The sequence below is a fragment of the Pseudoalteromonas tetraodonis genome (assembly GCF_002310835.1).
In the GTDB taxonomy this organism is placed as follows: Bacteria; Pseudomonadota; Gammaproteobacteria; order Enterobacterales; family Alteromonadaceae; genus Pseudoalteromonas; species Pseudoalteromonas tetraodonis.
Genome location: NZ_CP011042.1, coordinates 711,678 through 729,257 on the forward strand (window position 1 = coordinate 711,678; position 17,580 = coordinate 729,257).

General features: G+C 36.3%; 12 protein-coding genes. 6 read left to right on the forward strand and 6 right to left on the reverse strand.

Translation table 11 applies throughout. The features are described from left to right. The first annotated feature begins 64 nt into the window (after positions 1-64). On the forward strand, positions 65-1,108 hold the full coding sequence (locus PTET_RS18870) for a patatin-like phospholipase family protein (protein WP_096039106.1): 1,044 nt from the start codon (positions 65-67) through the stop codon (positions 1,106-1,108). 72 nt (positions 1,109-1,180) lie between these two features. On the opposite strand, the gene PTET_RS18875 is transcribed toward PTET_RS18870, so the two are convergent. Next, positions 1,181-2,254: a DUF5677 domain-containing protein gene (locus PTET_RS18875; protein ID WP_147154708.1), complete on the reverse strand. Its 1,074-nt coding sequence runs from the start codon at positions 2,252-2,254 to the stop codon at positions 1,181-1,183. A gap of 546 nt (positions 2,255-2,800) precedes the next feature. Beyond that, positions 2,801-3,364 (reverse strand): lipid-binding SYLF domain-containing protein, encoded by a 564-nt coding sequence (locus PTET_RS18880; protein WP_008108715.1) that lies wholly within the window; start codon positions 3,362-3,364, stop codon positions 2,801-2,803. A gap of 139 nt (positions 3,365-3,503) precedes the next feature. Here PTET_RS18880 and PTET_RS18885 point away from each other — a divergent pair, with 139 nt between their 5' ends. Both PTET_RS18885 and PTET_RS18890 read left to right on the forward strand, forming a co-directional pair. After that, the gene (locus PTET_RS18885; RefSeq protein WP_016898932.1) at positions 3,504-4,715 is read left to right on the forward strand and encodes a tyrosine-type recombinase/integrase; all 1,212 of its coding nucleotides are present in this window, start codon (positions 3,504-3,506) and stop codon (positions 4,713-4,715) included. Then, a complete protein-coding gene (locus tag PTET_RS18890) occupies positions 4,715-5,914 on the forward strand; it encodes a cation:proton antiporter (RefSeq protein WP_013463350.1) in 1,200 nt (399 codons plus the stop codon). Before PTET_RS18885 ends, PTET_RS18890 begins: the two co-directional genes overlap by 1 nt. Positions 5,915-5,987: 73 nt before the next feature. On the opposite strand, the gene ydiJ is transcribed toward PTET_RS18890, so the two are convergent. Then, positions 5,988-9,035 carry a D-2-hydroxyglutarate dehydrogenase YdiJ gene (gene ydiJ, locus PTET_RS18895; RefSeq protein WP_013463351.1) on the reverse strand — a complete coding sequence of 1,016 codons (3,048 nt, stop codon included), beginning with the start codon at positions 9,033-9,035 and terminating at the stop codon, positions 5,988-5,990. Positions 9,036-9,179: 144 nt separating this feature from the next. Here ydiJ and PTET_RS18900 point away from each other — a divergent pair, with 144 nt between their 5' ends. Beyond that, positions 9,180-9,398 (forward strand): PGPGW domain-containing protein, encoded by a 219-nt coding sequence (locus PTET_RS18900; RefSeq protein ID WP_013463352.1) that lies wholly within the window; start codon positions 9,180-9,182, stop codon positions 9,396-9,398. 47 nt (positions 9,399-9,445) lie between these two features. On the opposite strand, the gene ppsA is transcribed toward PTET_RS18900, so the two are convergent. Next, positions 9,446-11,821 carry a phosphoenolpyruvate synthase gene (gene ppsA / locus PTET_RS18905; protein ID WP_016898933.1) on the reverse strand — a complete coding sequence of 792 codons (2,376 nt, stop codon included), beginning with the start codon at positions 11,819-11,821 and terminating at the stop codon, positions 9,446-9,448. A 153-nt stretch (positions 11,822-11,974) separates the two neighbouring features. Here ppsA and ppsR point away from each other — a divergent pair, with 153 nt between their 5' ends. Then, complete coding sequence (gene ppsR, locus PTET_RS18910) at positions 11,975-12,784, forward strand: posphoenolpyruvate synthetase regulatory kinase/phosphorylase PpsR (protein WP_008464475.1); 810 nt, start codon at positions 11,975-11,977, stop codon at positions 12,782-12,784. An 89-nt stretch (positions 12,785-12,873) separates the two neighbouring features. Here ppsR and PTET_RS18915 read toward each other — a convergent pair whose 3' ends face one another. Beyond that, the gene (locus PTET_RS18915; protein ID WP_024602472.1) at positions 12,874-14,223 is read right to left on the reverse strand and encodes a class II 3-deoxy-7-phosphoheptulonate synthase; all 1,350 of its coding nucleotides are present in this window, start codon (positions 14,221-14,223) and stop codon (positions 12,874-12,876) included. A 591-nt stretch (positions 14,224-14,814) separates the two neighbouring features. Between PTET_RS18915 and PTET_RS18920 the strand changes: the two genes are divergently transcribed. Further along, positions 14,815-15,690, forward strand: a complete 876-nt coding sequence (locus PTET_RS18920; protein WP_013463356.1) for a DNA replication terminus site-binding protein — start codon at positions 14,815-14,817, stop codon at positions 15,688-15,690. Between the two features lie 62 nt (positions 15,691-15,752). Here the strand turns inward: PTET_RS18920 and PTET_RS18925 are convergent, their stop codons facing one another. Further along, the gene (locus PTET_RS18925; protein WP_013463357.1) at positions 15,753-16,967 is read right to left on the reverse strand and encodes a hypothetical protein; all 1,215 of its coding nucleotides are present in this window, start codon (positions 16,965-16,967) and stop codon (positions 15,753-15,755) included. Positions 16,968-17,580: the final 613 nt, after the last annotated feature.

The following is a 17,580-nucleotide window of genomic DNA, read 5'->3' on the forward strand; positions in this document are numbered from 1 at the left end:
AGTATTCATTTTTAAGTTTGGCTTTAACAACATTAAACTGCGACTCTACAGGTAGTATTTTTAGATGATCGACATTTTTGCAGGTAAAACTGCAGCAAAAATAATAAACGAACAAGGGTTTAAACCTGAGCTTTTTACCTCGTTTTTAGGGGCAAGTGGTGGCCCTAAATGGTTTACCTTATTTGGCTTAGACAAATATATATTTGGCGAATTTTTTAAACATCGCATCCAACCGCTTAATTTAATTGGCTCATCGGCAGGGGCTTTTCGTTCTGCGTGTTTTGCACAAAACGATCCAGTTAAAGCCATTGAACGTTTAGCAAAATCGTATTCGCAAACCCGATATTCTAGTAATAAACCCACCCCAACTGAGATTACCACTAAAGCCCGCGCATTACTTGAAGATGTATTTGGTGATGATGGCGTTACTGAAATTATAAATAATCCGGTATTTAAAGCGCATTTTATTGTCGCAAAATCTAACGGGTTTATTGCCAGTGAGAATAAATTAATACAGCTTTTGGGTTTATCAAAAAGTTATATGCTTAACCGCGTTAATCGAAAATTATTAGGCTCGCAATATGAGCGTTTTATTTTTGGCGCGCCCAATAGTGATTTAAGTATTACCGACAGCTACAATTTTAAAACTCAAAATATCGCACTCACACAAACAAATTTAAAAGATGCCTTATTGGCATCGGGCTCTATACCACTAGTAATGCAAGGCATAAAAAATATTGCCGGTTCCCCACCAGGAATTTACCGCGATGGCGGCATTATTGATTACCACTTTGATTTAAAAATTAATAACCCAGGCTTAATTTTGTATCCGCATTTTAATTCAGAACCAAAAGCAGGGTGGTTCGATAAAAATTTAAAACGAAAAGTGTCACCACAAAATTATGATAACGTTGTGATGATCACCCCATCAAAAGAATTTGTCGCGGGTTTACCTTACGGGAAAATCCCAGATAGAAACGACTTTACTGATCTTGATGCAGACACGCGGATTAAATATTGGAACACCGTGTTTAGTGAAACTGAGAAACTGGCCGAAACATTTGATAATAATTTAGAAAATGAAAGCTTTGATTTAAAAATTTTTTAATTATTACTTACTATACATAAATTACGGTATGCAGTATAAATAAAAGGGCGTAAGCCTTTTTTTATTAGATATTTATAGATTCTGCCTGAGTGACAGTTTGTCGTCTGATAAAAAATTCATAATATTTTTAAAATGATAGTGAAGCATGGCTAAAAAAATCTTATTATCTTTAGTAGAAAAATAATTTAAAAGATTTGCTGTTATTTGAAACATACACAGAGTAAGACCTTCTATTGGGACTTTAGCACCTAAAGAACTTCTTCCTACACAAAGTTGATCATAAGAAGAACCATTCGTTGCAAGGTTCAAAATTAAACTTTGAGAGCTAGCATGAATATTTTGACTAGCAATTTTAGAGTAAGGTGCATAATGATCTAAAGACAAAGTCTTTTCTATATCTGCAAAGGTTATTTTACCATTCTTATTACTTGGCTCTACAAAGCCATCCAACCAGCCATAATCAAATCTGTATTTTTTACCATATGTAGTTAATAAATAATTATAAAGTTCTTCTGTTTGTTTGGCTTGGTCGTCATCGACGACTAAGTCTTTATACTTTTCTGGATAATTATCTTTGGCTTGCTTAGATTTATTTAGATTATTAAACTTATCAACAATATGATGATGATAAAACTTTTCAGCGCATTCAGGGCCATATGTAAAAATGCTTATAAAAATAACCAATATATCATACAGGCTTCTCCATCTTGATAAAGCAGCATCAGGATAGCCATTTTTTATTAAGCATAGTATTTCATTTGATGCTAAAGATGCTCTAGCATGAAGTTTAATTAGAACATCAAACATTACATCATTTGTTTCAGATGCACTCAACCTGAACTCTTCATTAATTTCTGAACCCACAAAAACAGAAAATGAAATGAAGCGCTCAAGCTTTTCAATTAAAGTACCCCATTGTTTATTATGGGATTTAAAAAAAATGTCGTCCGATTCTGTGTTAAATTTCAGGATAGAATCATCTATAAAATAAAATGATAGTTTAGGTAGAATGCTATCAACGGACTCTTGAACATAAGTCCGAAAATCAGCTTCAGTATATTCTTGGTAAGTATTTTTCCCATTTTTTGATTCGTATTCATACAAATCATAAAGAGCCTGAGTAAGAATATCTTTTATGTCTTTCATGAATTTCCCTGTAATTATTTGATTACTGTTTTTTGCTAGAACACCTACAATATCTAGTAATTGACTTTGCAAATCAAATAAATATTGGTCTTAAGTCTTAATTTGCTCCATAAGTTTTTTGTACATGGTTTCATATTTTTTGCTGACCAGTTTATATCACTTAACTAATGTACCGCAGATGATTTACTTTTCCTCAATGTTTAGACATAGTGTTGTCTTAATAGGGAGTTCTATACCTGGGCATGGGCAAGTTAGGGAAAGGAGACGTAATTAATAATGAAAATATACGTTAATAACATTAAATAATAGAGAGTTTATTAAGTAATAAAAAGAAAATAATAATAAGTATTTTACCTTTGAAATTATAAGCGTTAAATTATTTTAGCTGATAGCTGATAGCTGATAGCTGATAGCTGATAGCTGATAGCTGATAGCTGATAGCTGATAGCTGAAAACCCATAAATTACGTTATGTTAAATTAAGCAATTTAAATTAAAGTGGGCGTAATCCATAAAACTAGCCCACTTATGATAGGGTTTTGATAGCTTAGTTTAGCTCAGAATCGACCCAAAATTTAGTACCTTTTAAAACAGCTTGCAGTGCAAGGCCACTTTCGGTTAAAGAGTAAACAGTAACTTGGTCAGCAATAGCTTCGGCAACTAAAGCGCCACCTTTATCTTGGTATTTTGCAGCAGCATCGGCATTACCACCGAACGCCCAACCATGTTTAATAAATCTATTTAACGCAGCTTGATCGTGAAAAACCATCACAATATTGAAATCTTTAACACCTAAACCTAAGCCTAAACCAGCTTCACCCATATTCATATAGGTAGATTTTCCGGTTAGGTTATTTTTTACTACACCGTACCCACCACCAAAACTGGCTAAAATAACGTTTACATTGGCATTATCAAATACAGCATAACCGGCAGAGTTTGCAATTTGAGTTTTAACATCTGGTTTTTTTTCGTATAGAGCAGTTAATGTATTCGATTTCATACTTTGTACTAAAGCACGTTTTTCTCCAGGGGAAGCACTGCCTGTAGTAGCGCAACCTGTTAATAAAACGCTAATAACTAACATGCTCAACAGAAGTAATTTTTTCATGATTTTTCCTTTAATAAGGTATATGGTTAATAAATCTGCGTTTAGCATAAATATCAAAATTCATTATGTCCAATACTAGACAGTATCGGACTTTAAGGTTAACCTATAAGTCTATTATTTTCTTATATATTTTACTATTATGCTTGTTGCTCTGGTCGATACATTAAAACAATTACGTTATCAAATAGCTCATCTTGAAGATAATACACTCTCATCAGAATATCCAGAACTAGCCTCTTTTATACAGCAAGTCAGCTTGACTGTAACTGAATCAAAGGCTGATCTTAATTTTTTATACCAGTTTTTATATGTTTATGGACGAAAATCTGAGGCAACCTATAGTCGTTTTCGTAATGAGTTGGAACGTTTTTATTTATGGTCATGGCTTATAGCTGAAAAATCTGTATTTGAACTTAAGCGTGAAGATATTGAAGCCTATGTTGATTTTATGGTTGAACCGGATAAAAAATGGGCATCTAAATCTGTTCAATGGCGTTATAAAGATGAGCAAGGAATTCGTCGGTTAAATCAAAATTGGCGCCCTTTCATGTTAAAAGAATCTATTGCGAGTCAGCAAACATTATCGGCCATGTTTACTGCCCTCAATGTATTTTATAAATTCGCTATTTTAGAAGAAAAAACCTTTGCTAACTTTGTACCTGTTGTTAAAAAAAATAGTCCCTACTTGGTTGTGCAATCGCAAATACAAATCCCCGATACATTAAGTGATATTCAATGGGAATATGTATTTGGCGTTACCAGAGATATATGCGAAAAAAAACCAGAGTATGAAAGAAACTTATTTACCCTCGCCTGTTTAAAAGGACTCTATCTTCGTATTTCAGAATTATCAGAGCGACCACAATGGTCACCTGTTATGTCTCATTTTTGGCAAGATAATGATGGCTTTTGGTTTTTACGAATAATGGGCAAAGGAAATAAATTACGCGATGTAACATTAAGTGATGATTTTCTTGAGTATTTAAAACGTTATCGCTTGTATCGAGGCTTGCCTGCTCTGCCCCGCGTTGATGAGTCAGACCCTCTAGTTCATAAAATTCGTGGTCAGGGTGGAATGACCGTAAGACAAATTCGCAGATTGGTACAACAAAGTTTCGATATTGCGCAACAATCTTTACTTGATGATGGATTTAAAGATGACGCGGAACAATTAGAAGCGGCCACTGCGCATTGGCTACGCCATACGGGGGCAACGCATGACGCGCAAACTCGCCCTTTAAAACATTTATCTGAAGATTTAGGCCATGCAAAAATTGCTACAACCGATCAAATTTATATTCAAACAAATATAAAAGAGCGGGCTAAATCTGGAATTAAAAGGAAAATTTAATGGAATACTTAGTGATCTCATTTATTGGCGTTTTATTTTTAGTTTATTCCTTAACATTTCGCCAACTAGAAAAAACCGAAGTAACGGGGCCAATGTTTTTTGTAATTGGTGGGATATTGCTTGCCACACTTTTACCTAACGAAAGTAGCAGAATAAAAACCGGCATAGATTTTTTACTGCCCTTTATAGAATTGACACTCAGTATTTTTTTATTTTCTGATGCGGCTAAGTCAAAATTAAGTGTTTTAAGACATAGCTTTCAGTATCCAAGTTTACTGTTATTTATCGCCCTCCCCTTAACGTTATTACTTGGGATTGCCGTTGGGTTATTTTTGTTTGCCGATTTATCTGTTATTCAAGCGGCGTTACTTGCAATAATATTAACGCCTACCGATGCGGCGTTGAGTAAAGGGTTATTGGCAAGTACGCAGGTACCTGAAAAAATTCGTGAAGGAATTAATACCGAAAGTGGTTTGAATGATGGTTTATGTGTTCCTATTTTTTTAATATTTATATTACTGGCAAAAAATCCTGAATCTGCAATCACAGCAACGCAAACGTTAAGTGTGTTTGGCAGAGAACTTGGTTTAGCCTTATTAATTGCCTTTACAAGTACCGCTATTTTTATTCCGTGTTTAAATTTTGCAATGAAGCGCCATTACTTTGCGCAAAACACGAGTCCTTTTTTATTATTAGGTTTTGCTATGGCGGTGTTTTCGATTACGCAATATTTTCATGGCAGTGGATTTATTGCGGTGTTTGTTGCGGGTTTATTATTTGATAAATACGCCACTACTAAAATAAGCAAAGAGTTGATAGAAGACTCAGAGCATATTGCTGACTTTACTTCTTTAATGATCTGGTGTTTGTTTGGATTTGTATGTGCTTATTTAGTTTTACCTAAATTAAATTTAGCGATAATAACGTATGCATTATTAAGTACGACTTTAATTAGAATAATACCGGTTATGCTGTCATTGCAATTTACAGCACTAACAATTAAAGAGCGTTTTACATTTGCTTGGTTTGGGCCAAGAGGATTGGCCTCAATTGTTTTTACCTTAATGGTAATAGACACACAAATAGAAAACAAATTTCAAATTGCGACCATTGCCATGACAACAATTTTATTTAGTGTGTTTATTCACGGTATTAGTACAAAACCTATAGCAGATAGTTTTGCTAAAAAAACTAAATAAATATAAGCAAAATAAAAAGGCGTACTTAATAATAAGTTACGCCTTTTTATTTTCAGCTTAATTAATTAAATTATTAACTAAGTACATTTGCCAGTAACTCTATCGGATGCTTGGGTTTAAACTTTTCATAACGTTTAACTTGGCTGCGACATGAGAATCCCGTTGATAAAAGTTGCTCAGGTTTATTTTTATCAATAATTGGTTTCCAACTCATTTCGTAAAGCGATCGAGAGTTATCTTGGTTTTGCGCTTCATGGCCATACGTACCCGCCATTCCACAACAACCAGTACTTGTTGTTTTTAATGTTAAACCAAGCTCATCAAAAATAGTTTTCCAAACGTTTGCTGCTTTTGGTAATGCGGTTGTTTCAGTACAGTGACTTAATAATGTAAATTCAGTATTTAAATTTTGTTTAGCCGTTAACTGTTTAAATGATTGTGTTTCTAGCCATTCATGAGCAAGTTGCACATGAAAATCACCACGGTTATTTTCTAAAATTGTATTATATTCATCGCGATAACACATAACTAAAGACGCATCTAAACCAACTAATGGCGCATTTATTTCGTTAAGTTGATTTAAAAATTCTGCGGCATTTTTAGCTGTCACTTTAAACTCATGTAAAAAACCTTTTACATGCTGAGGTTTACCATTGGGTTTAAATGGTAACAACATTGGTTTTTTTCCAAGCTGTGTGATCAGTGTAATAAAGCTCTCAACCAATTCGGCTTCGTAAAAGCTGGTAAATGGGTCTTGAACAATGAGTACATAATCATTTTGCTCATCGGCGCTTAACTTTTTAAGTAAATCTAAATCGAATTTTTGCGCTTTGTTTACACGTTTACCGAGTGCCGGAATACTTAGCTGCGGGGTATCAACATAACCGACCGTTTTTTTAATGATGCTACTAACCAATGATGTTTTTACAATTGGGTTAATAATCCGAGCAAATTTTGACATTAACGGTGCGCTATTTTCGATACTACCCACTAAATAATCTTTCAGTGGGCGCGCATAATAACTATGGTAATAATTTAAAAAACGAGCTCGAAAAGTTGGTACATCTACCTTTATTGGGCAAGCGGTAGTACACGCTTTACATGCTAAACATTCGTCCATTGATGCTTTTACTTCGTGAGAAAAATCGTAAATGCCTTTATTTTTTTCACGGCTATGAACAAAACGCTCCCACCAGGTGATCACTTCACCTTTGTTTAGCTCTTTTTCTACTTCAAGCAAATTAACATCTTTTGACTCTTGAAGTCGTAACCATTCACGCATTAAACCCGCGCGACCTTTAGGTGAGTTACGACGATCGCCGGTCACTTTATAAGATGGGCACATTGGCGAGTTTTCATCATAATTAAAACACAAGCCGTTACCATTACAGGTCATTGCATTGTTAAAACTGGTTTTAACATCAATAGAAATTTGCTTATCGAAGTAAGAACGTTTCTGCCCATCAACACTAACTAGTGAGTCTTTACTTTCAATTGGCGTACATATTTTACCGGGGTTTATTTTATTATTAGGATCAAAAGCTGACTTTATTTTTCGTAATTGAGTAAATAAATGCTCACCAAAAAATTCAGGGCCGTATTCACTTCGGTATCCTTTGCCATGCTCGCCCCACATTAATCCACCGTATTTAGCGGTGAGTTTTACTACCTCATCTGAAATTGTACGTAGTAATTTTTCTTGTTCTGGGTCGCACATATCCAGTGCAGGTCTAACATGTAATACACCGGCATCAACATGGCCAAACATACCATATTGTAAATTATAGCTGTCGAGTAATGCTCTAAATTCGACAATGTAATCGGCTAAATTTTCAGGCGGTACGGCAGTATCCTCTGCAAACGCGAGGGGCTTTTGGCTTCCTTTTACATTACCTAATAAACCCACTGATTTTTTACGCATTGCATAAATTTTTAGTATATCGCTTTTATCGCTTGTTAACTGATAGCCAATAACCCCATTAGTTTGATTTTCAACGCACTCATCTAATAATTTACATAAAGTGTCTACTTTGTCTTTTATGTCTTGTGGTGATACAGCATTAAACTCAACCATGTTGAGTCCTTGCATATCTTTATTTGGTACATCGGTTATTAAGTCCGATACTGAATGCCAAATAATGTCTTCGCGCGCAAGATTCAAAACTTTGCTGTCAACGGTTTCAACCGAGGTAGCACGGGCATCAACCAAAAATGGTGAATGGCGAAGTGCAGAATCAAAACTGTCATATTTTATATTGATGAGTGTTTTAAATTCAGCAATGGGTGTTAGGTTTAATTTCGCCTCAGTAACTATACCTAATGAGCCTTCAGAACCTGTAATTAGTCGACTCATATCAAAAGTTTGTAAGTCTTCACTTAGTACATGCTCTAGGTCATACCCAGTTAAGAAGCGATTTAATCGTGGGAATTTGGCTAATATAGCGTCGCGTTCACTAATTGAAATATCTAAAACTGTTTTGTATATTTGCCCAATTAATGAGTCTTGATCGGCAATTATTTTTGCTTTTTCTATGTCTATTGGGCTGGTACACATTGCTGTGCCGTCGACTAAATACGTGGTTAGCCCTAAAACATGGTCGCTGGTTTTGCCATAAACTAATGAACCTTGGCCAGATGCATCTGTACTGATCATGCCGCCAATGGTGGCGCGGTTACTGGTAGATAAATCGGGTGAAAAGAAAAATCCATACGGTTTTAAAAAGTCGTTAAGTTGATCTTTTATCACGCCCGTTTGAACTCGTACCCAACCTTCTTCTACATTTATTTCGAGGATTTCACGCATGTAACGTGATAAATCAACCACAATACCTGGGGTTAAAGACTGTCCGTTAGTGCCTGTGCCGCCACCGCGAGGACCAAAAGTTAACGACAAAAACGGGTCATGAGATGCAGTTTGTAAGGCAATTTGAATGTCTTTTTCACTTTTTGGAAAAATAACACCTTGCGGAAGCTGCTGGTAAATACTGTTATCGGTTGATGCAGTCAGCCTCGTTGCATAACTGGCGTCTGTATCTCCAGTAAACCCTTGATTTTTTATGGTATTTAAGTAATTTGCAACCAATTCGGTCGCGGCATCTTGTTGTGTAATCGTTGCTATCATGGCGGCGCTTTTTAATGCATTTGTGTAATTATATCATGGTGATGGCTAATAGAAATTGAAGATTTTACAGTTTGTAACACTCTTTTAATCGTAATATGAGCAGCTGCAATTATAATCAAATTAAACGCCTACTATGAGGTTTATATGAAAAAACTACTTATACAGATCAGCGGGACACTGTTTATTTTATTAGGACTACTATTTGCCGTAGTACCTGGACCCTCGTTAATATTTTTTATTGCAGGTTTACTGTGCTTTTCTATGTATTACCCAAAAGCGAGAGGTTATTTAGCGTGGTGTCAAAAAGCGCTTACTCGTTCATGTGCTTATTTAGATAAAAAATTAGCAAAACACACATTTTAAGCCATAAAAAATGCCAGCAGATGCTGGCATTTTTTTAACAAGGTAATTTATTTAGCGAGTTTATCAGCTAAGTATAACCATGTTTCTAGTACTGTATCTGGGTTAAGCGAGACAGAATCAATGCCCTGCTCTACTAACCATGCAGCAAAATCTTCATGATCTGAAGGACCTTGACCACAAATACCTACGTACTTACCTTTTTCTTTTGCTGTTTTAATAGCCATAGAAAGAAGTTTTTTGATTGCAGGGTCGCGCTCATCAAATAAGTGCGCAATTAAACCTGAATCACGGTCAAGACCAAGCGTTAACTGAGTTAAATCATTAGAGCCGATAGAGAAACCATCGAAGTATTCTAAAAATTCTTCAGCCATTAATGCATTTGACGGAAGTTCACACATCATAATTACTTTAAGACCATTTTCGCCACGTTTAAGGCCATGCTCTTCAAGTAATTCAATAACGCGTTTACCTTCTTCAAGGGTACGTACGAATGGGATCATGATTTCGATGTTAGTCATATCCATGGTATTTCTAACACGTTTTATTGCTTCACACTCAAGGGCAAAACAATCACGGAAATCTTCAGAAATATAACGCGCAGCACCACGGAAACCAATCATTGGGTTTTCTTCTTCTGGCTCGTATTGCTGGCCGCCCACTAAGTTTGCGTATTCGTTTGATTTAAAATCAGACATACGCACAATTACACGCTCTGGAGCAAACGCACAACCTAGGGTAGAAATACCTTCAACAAGTTTGCCAATATAGAATTCAACAGGTGATTCGTAACCGGCAATCATGTCAGTAATTTCTGCTTTTAATGCATCAGTTTGTGCATCAAAATTTAATAACGCTTTAGGGTGAACACCAATCATACGGTTGATGATAAACTCAACGCGCGCAAGGCCAACACCTGAATGTGGTAAACGAGCAAAATCGAATGCGCGATCTGGGTTACCTACGTTCATCATTACTTTCATTGGCAGTTCAGGCATTTCGTCTACGCGTGAAGTTAACACTTCAAAGTCTAAAATACCTTCGTAGATGAAACCTGTATCGCCTTCGGCACATGATACGGTAACTTCTTGACCTGCTTTAATTAAGTCTGTTGCATTACCACAACCAACAACGGCTGGAATACCTAACTCACGTGCAATAATTGCAGCATGACATGTACGACCACCACGATTTGTAACAATCGCAGCCGCGCGTTTCATGATAGGTTCCCAATCTGGGTCGGTCATGTCGGTAACTAAAATGTCACCTACTTGTACTTGGTCCATCTCTTTGATTGAATCAAGTACACGCACAACACCACTACCAATTTTATGACCAATTGCACGGCCTTCAACAACAACATTGCTGCTGCCATTAAGTTGGAAGCGTTCCATTACGTTAGTGTCTTCGTTTGAACGAACTGTTTCTGGACGCGCCTGAACTATATATAGTTTGCCATCGTTACCATCTTTTGCCCATTCGATGTCCATTGGACGACCGTAATGTTTTTCAATGATTACAGCTTGTTTGGCAAGGTTTTGCACTTCTTCATCTGTAATCGAGAATTTGTTTGAAAGTGCTGGATCTACATCAACAATTTCTACTTGTTTGCCGTGGGCTTTGTCTTGAGAGTAAATCATTTGAATGGCTTTAGAGCCAATATTACGACGAACTACTGATGGCTTGTTTTTAAGCAGCGTTGGTTTATGAACATAAAATTCATCAGGATTTACCGCACCCTGTACAACCATTTCACCCAAACCATAGCTTGATGTAATAAATACAACATCTTCAAAACCAGATTCAGTATCAATACTAAACATAACGCCTGATGCTGATTTATCTGAGCGAACCATGCGTTGAATACCTGCTGATAAGGCAACACCACGGTGATCGTAGCCTTGGTGAACACGATAAGAAATTGCACGGTCATTAAATAACGAAGCGAATACGTGTTTGATGGCTGTCATTACAGAATCAATACCAACAACGTTTAAAAACGTTTCTTGTTGGCCTGCAAAAGAGGCATCTGGCATATCTTCAGCGGTTGCTGATGAACGAACAGCGAATGAAACATCTGCAGTTGTGTCGCCATGTAGCTGGCTGTATGCGTCGCGGATTGCTTTGTCTAGACTAGGTTGGAATGGGGTATCGATAATCCACTGGCGGATATCGGCGCCGACTTTGGCGAGTGTGTTTACATCATCAACATCGAGTGTATCTAAAATGTCATGAATTTTTGCGTTGAGTCCTGATTGTTCTAAAAACTCGTTAAAAGCGTCTGAGGTAGTAGCAAAACCACCTGGGACTTGCACACCTGCGTTAGCTAAGTTTGAAATCATTTCACCAAGTGACGCATTTTTACCGCCAACTCGAGGAACATCTTGCATACCAAGCTCTTGATACCAGAGAACGTATTCTTGCACGGATCTTTCTCCAAAAAACAAATTGTAGTAGTAACTGTGAGAGTTAAGAAAGAAAACCTTTTATAAAGGTCGCCACCATTCTACACTGGCAAACGTCCCCACGTAAACCGTGATACACTGATTTTAAAATTAAATGTAATAAAAAGAGGCTTTATGAGAACTGCGTTTTATATTTCAGATGGCACAGCAATCACATCTGAAGTGTTTGGTCATGCGACTTTATCTTTATTCCCTGTCGAATTTAATCATAAAACAATCCCTTTTGTAGAAACTGAAGAAAAAGCGCATGAAATAAAAGCGCTTATTAACGCCACGTCATCTAAGCAAGGTGAAAAGCCTTTGGTGTTTTTTACTTTTGTGAATCATAAGCTGTCTGAGATTATTCGCTCAGCGGATGCAGTTTCATACGATTTTTTAAGTACCTATAGTGAAAAAATTGAAAAAGAATTAAATGTAGCGCCAGTACCAAAAGTACACAGAACACACTCTATTCATGAAAAAAGTTATGATTTTAGAATTGATGCCGTTAATTACGCGTTGATGAATGATGATGGTGGCAACATTAAAAACTTTGCGGAGGCTGATATTATTTTAGTTGGCGTTAGTCGAAGTGGTAAAACACCCACCAGTCTTTATTTAGCTTTGCAGTATGGCATTAAAGCAGCCAATTACCCGATCACCGAAGACGACTTAGAAAGCGAAGGTTTACCAAAATGCTTAGTGCCTTATAAGCATAAACTGTTTGGCTTAACTATTGATCCAGAGCGTTTGGCTGCAATAAGAGACAGGCGCATGGCAAATTCAAAATACGCATCAATCAGGCAGTGTCGTATTGAAGTGCGCGAAGTTGAAATGCTGTATAAAAAACATAAAATTGCACATTTAAATTCAACTCACCATTCAGTTGAAGAAATTTCAGCAAAAATCATTTCTGATACAGGCCTTGAGCGTCGTAAGTACTAACAAACTAATGTGTGATTTAAGCATGTAATGACACACAGCACACAAAAAAGCCGCTAAATAATAGCGGCTTTTAACTTATTAGGAGAGTATTACTTGCGAGCATCTTTTAAAAGGTCTGCAACTAAAAAGCCAAGCTCTAATACTTGATCGGCATTTAAGCGAGGGTCACATTGAGTTTTGTAACGCTGCGCTAAGTCATCATCTGATAAACCGTATGCACCACCGGTACATTCAGTAACGTGTTGTCCGGTCATTTCTAAATGAACACCACCTGCGTATGAGCCTTCAGCTTTGTGAACAGCGAAGAACTGACTAATTTCGCGCATAATGTTATCAAAGCTGCGAGTTTTATAACCTGAGCTGGCTTTTTCAGTATTGCCATGCATTGGATCTGAGCTCCAAATTACTTTGCGACCTTCTTGCTGTACTTTACGCACCAGCGCAGGTAACTTCTCTGGTAATACATCCGCACCCATTCGCGTGATAAGTGTTAATCGGCCTGGGATATTATCCGGGTTAAGCGCATCGATTAAACGGATAAGCTCGTCTGGATCCATACCTGGTCCAACTTTAACGCCAATTGGGTTTTTAATACCTTTAAAAAATTCAATATGGGCATGGTCTAGCTGGCGAGTACGTTCACCAATCCAAACAAAGTGTGCTGAACAATCGTACCAGTCACCTGATAAATGGTCTCTACGTGTTAATGCTTCTTCGTAGCCTAGTAATAACGCTTCGTGTGACGTGTATAAATCAGTTTCTTTTAAGCTTGGCGCTATAGTTGAATTAATACCACACACTTCCATAAATTCTAACGCGTCTTGAATTTTGTCTGCAAGTTGTTGGTATTTTGCTTTTTGTGGATTAGCAGCAACAAAGCCCATGTTCCAACGGTTAACTTGATGTAAGTCGGCAAGTCCACCTTGTGCAAAAGCGCGTAGCAAATTTAGCGTTGCCGCACTGTGATGATATGCCGTCATTAAACGTTGAGGGTCTGGAATACGTGCTTCTTCAGTAAACTCAAAGTTATTTACTATATCACCACGGTAAGATGGCAACGAAACGCCGTCTATTGTTTCTAAGTCGGCTGAACGTGGCTTAGCGTATTGACCTGCCATACGTGCAATTTTAACAACCGGGCACTTTCCACCATAGGTTAATACTACAGCCATTTGTAAGATGGTTTTAAATGTATCGCGAATATTAGCGGCATTAAAGTCGCTAAACGATTCTGCACAATCTCCACCTTGAAGTAAAAAGGCACGGCCTTCGCATACGTCTTCAAGTTGTTTAAATAAACTTCTTGTTTCTTCGGCAAATACTAAAGGCGGTGCACTTTTCAACTGGCTTTCTACCGACTTTAATACGTCTTGATCTGGGTACTGTGGTTGCTGCAGTATTGGCAGTTCTCTCCAGCTATTTGGGTTCCACGATTGCATGTTCATTCCTCATTCCTATTACCTGATGTAATGAAATTAACGTATGCAGTGTGCTTTGTTCAAGGACTAAATACACTATTTACCAATTATTTAGTTATTAGTTAAATTTTAATAAGATTTAAGAGCCTATTTTGAGTTACTTTTGATGAGCAAGTTTATAAAGCAAAAATAAATAAACATTTAAAAACAATAATCTAAGTAGGTAGAGTGTGCATTATAATGGCTTGAGTAGAAGCTTAACAGCTAAGCGATGGTGACACAGATAGTAATAGGAACACATCATACTTAATTAGCACTTATGTAATCTTAACTTTACGGGTGGTTTTAAAAAAGAATGCTACTCAATTATGCGTTTTTAAATATTTATGCTAACGCTTCATACAAAGCTCAGTGCCTTAACTCAGCCCTTCTATTATTTCCTTTAAAGTATATGAAGCAAAAGTACTTAAAAAACCATAAAGAACACATCATACTTAATTAAAATTACTGTAAATCTTAGCTAAAGCATGTTATTTAAAGAAATAAATATCAAAAGAAAGGGTTGTTTGCGAGAATAGTATATAAGTAAGATGTGTTCTAGGTAGGTAGCTAATGGTTACAAAGGTACAAATAAGAAGTCAGTTTGATTTACTCAATGAATTAACACTTAGCTTAATTGATGAGCTTAAAGGGGTTGGCTTTGCTAAAGCAGAGTATTTTCAATTACCTGAGATTAGTAGTACTGAAGAAAATATAATTCCTGAGTCTATAAGCGTTTCAAAAATAACAGGGGAATTGGCACATAAGGCAATTTTAAATGCTTTCTCAGATATGTATAAAAAGCCAGGGCTAAGCAGCCGAGTATTAAAGCGACACCCTGGTTTGCTAGTAATAAAAGAGGCGAATAAACAAGCCATTATTGATCGCATAGCACAGGTAAATAGTGCAAAAGCAGCTTTTAAAAATTGTATTTTAGCAATAGATAATAACGACGCGCGATTTGAAGCGGTGCATAATGCAATGCCAAATTTAATAACGCTTGCGGCGTATCGTAAAATTCATAGTGAAATTGAATCCCCTTTTTCTGTTCGCTTTACTTGGATGCATAAACACGCAACCAAAACACTTACAAAAAAAATGGCGCTTGAAATGTTAGAAAAATCGGCAGGCTATAAAAACCCGCGAATGATTGATCAGCAAAAATGGCAGTCACTGGTTGCACAAGAACAGGTTCGAGTAGCCAGTTTGGGTGAAAAAGAAAAATTGCGAATTAGGCGCCCTACTCGAGTTAGTCCTCAAGTTAATGTGAGGTACACTGCACAAAATCGCTATCATGTTAGTGCTGCTTTACCTTTTATACTAATTAACCCACAGCCCGACGTAAAATTTGGCGAACTACCGAGTTACCAAAAACCCTTATCGCATCCCCGAAAACGCGAATATGATTTTCTAGTGGACCGATTATATTTAGAACAAGTAACTAAATAAATTATGTTAAAAAGGCCACATAATGTGGCCTTTAATATATTTGTTGGTAAAAATAAATAGAATTACTTTTCTACAATTTCTTCCAGCTTATCTTCATCAATCAATACCGCATTTTCAACAATGCGTTTACCGCCTTGTATTTCAATACGCTTATTGTGTTTATTTAATGCCAATATCTCATCACAAAATTGATCAGACGGATGCATTTCATAAGTGTAATCGACTATGTTGCCGGTTTTATCATCTTTAACATTGGTAATGCTGTATTCAGATATTGCTCCTTTTTCAATTAAATCTTTCATCGTGGTTGTCATATCACGACGCAGTGCTTTTAATTTATTTTCGGTAATATCATCCGTTGAGTAAATAGAGCCATATTTTTCCATAATAGAAAGTAATCTAAAATGGTAGGTTTTTCCTGGTGCTGCATAACGCCATAAATGATATAAACGTAGCATCATCCAACGCGATAATCCGCGTTTTAATTCTTGTGCACTGTTAAAGTAATAACCTTTGTATTCAAGGTTATCAATCATGTTGTGTACAAATGCATTTAAACACGCAACACATTTTACATTTCCGCCTTGGCCTTTCTTACCACTAAAGTGCAAAGACGATAAAAAGTTCATATTAGACTCGTAAAACGAATCATCAATATCAGAATTTTTAGTATCCGTTGCAGAATATTTAAAAGAAAGTTTAGAACCTTGCAATGCTTCAAGCGACTCTTTAATTTGCGGATATGGCATAGATTGGCCAACCGCTTTAAGCTCTTGTGCTAATTCGTTCATAGAAAACACAACGGCATATTGAATACCGGACTTAAAATTAATTTTTACAATTTTACCTTTTGAAGCTAGGCGAATTAATGCGCGCTCTACTTTTTCTTCTCTATCTGATGGCCACACTAAATATTCTACATCTTCGCCATCTTTACGAGTACTGACCACAGCCGGTGTTATTTTTATTTCGCCATCATATAAAATACCATCTACTTTTTCAGATATCTTACGCGTAATGATGGTTTTTTTAGGGGCTTCTTCAAGTGGCAGTTTTTTGTGGCCTGAGCGAACAAAACGTCCCCACAGATCATAATGGTTAAATGTGTTAGAGTAAGCGCGTAACCCATGGGCTGCATTTTCTATCGAAATTCGCACATCTTTATTATCTGTAAATAGTGCTAGGCTTTCGTTATCGATCGCACTTTCCACCCCGTGAATTTGGCCCCTAAGTGTATCGGGCAAGTTATCTACCGAGATGTTGACCTTTCGGCTCATGGTTTTTATTTCCGTTTTTATTGTGACAGCTAATAACAACACATAAAGCCACAAAAGTTAAATGTTTAAGTTAGTATAAAAGTGATCTGACTTCAAATAAAATGCTCAGATCAGTATTTTACTAAGGAAAACTTAAAACAAGCGTTTTCAGATCACATTTTTACTAACTGAGTGTTGATAAGCCAAATTTTTACTAACTAAATAATAATTTTGTCCATTACAAAGTGTTTTTTTTTATATTTTACACGACAAATTATATAAAAATCTTAACCCCCTGTGGATAAGCTTAGTTCGAGTTAGCATAGATCTGATCTGTACTTACTACAGATCAGATCTATACTAATTAAACCATGCATTATCACTATTGCTTAGTGCATAACTTTATAATTTACTTAGTAAAAATATGATCTACAGGTAGGTATTTGTGAGTAACTCAGTGCTTAACCTGTGCGTAACTTAGATTGTAAATATTCGCTTAGTAAAAAGCTGATCTGCAAGTAGATAAGGATCTGATCTTAACCACGTACAATGCTGATCCACTATTTTTAATATTATTTATATAAATCATTACGTTATATATGTATTTTACACCCTTAGCCTTAAATACCTTATA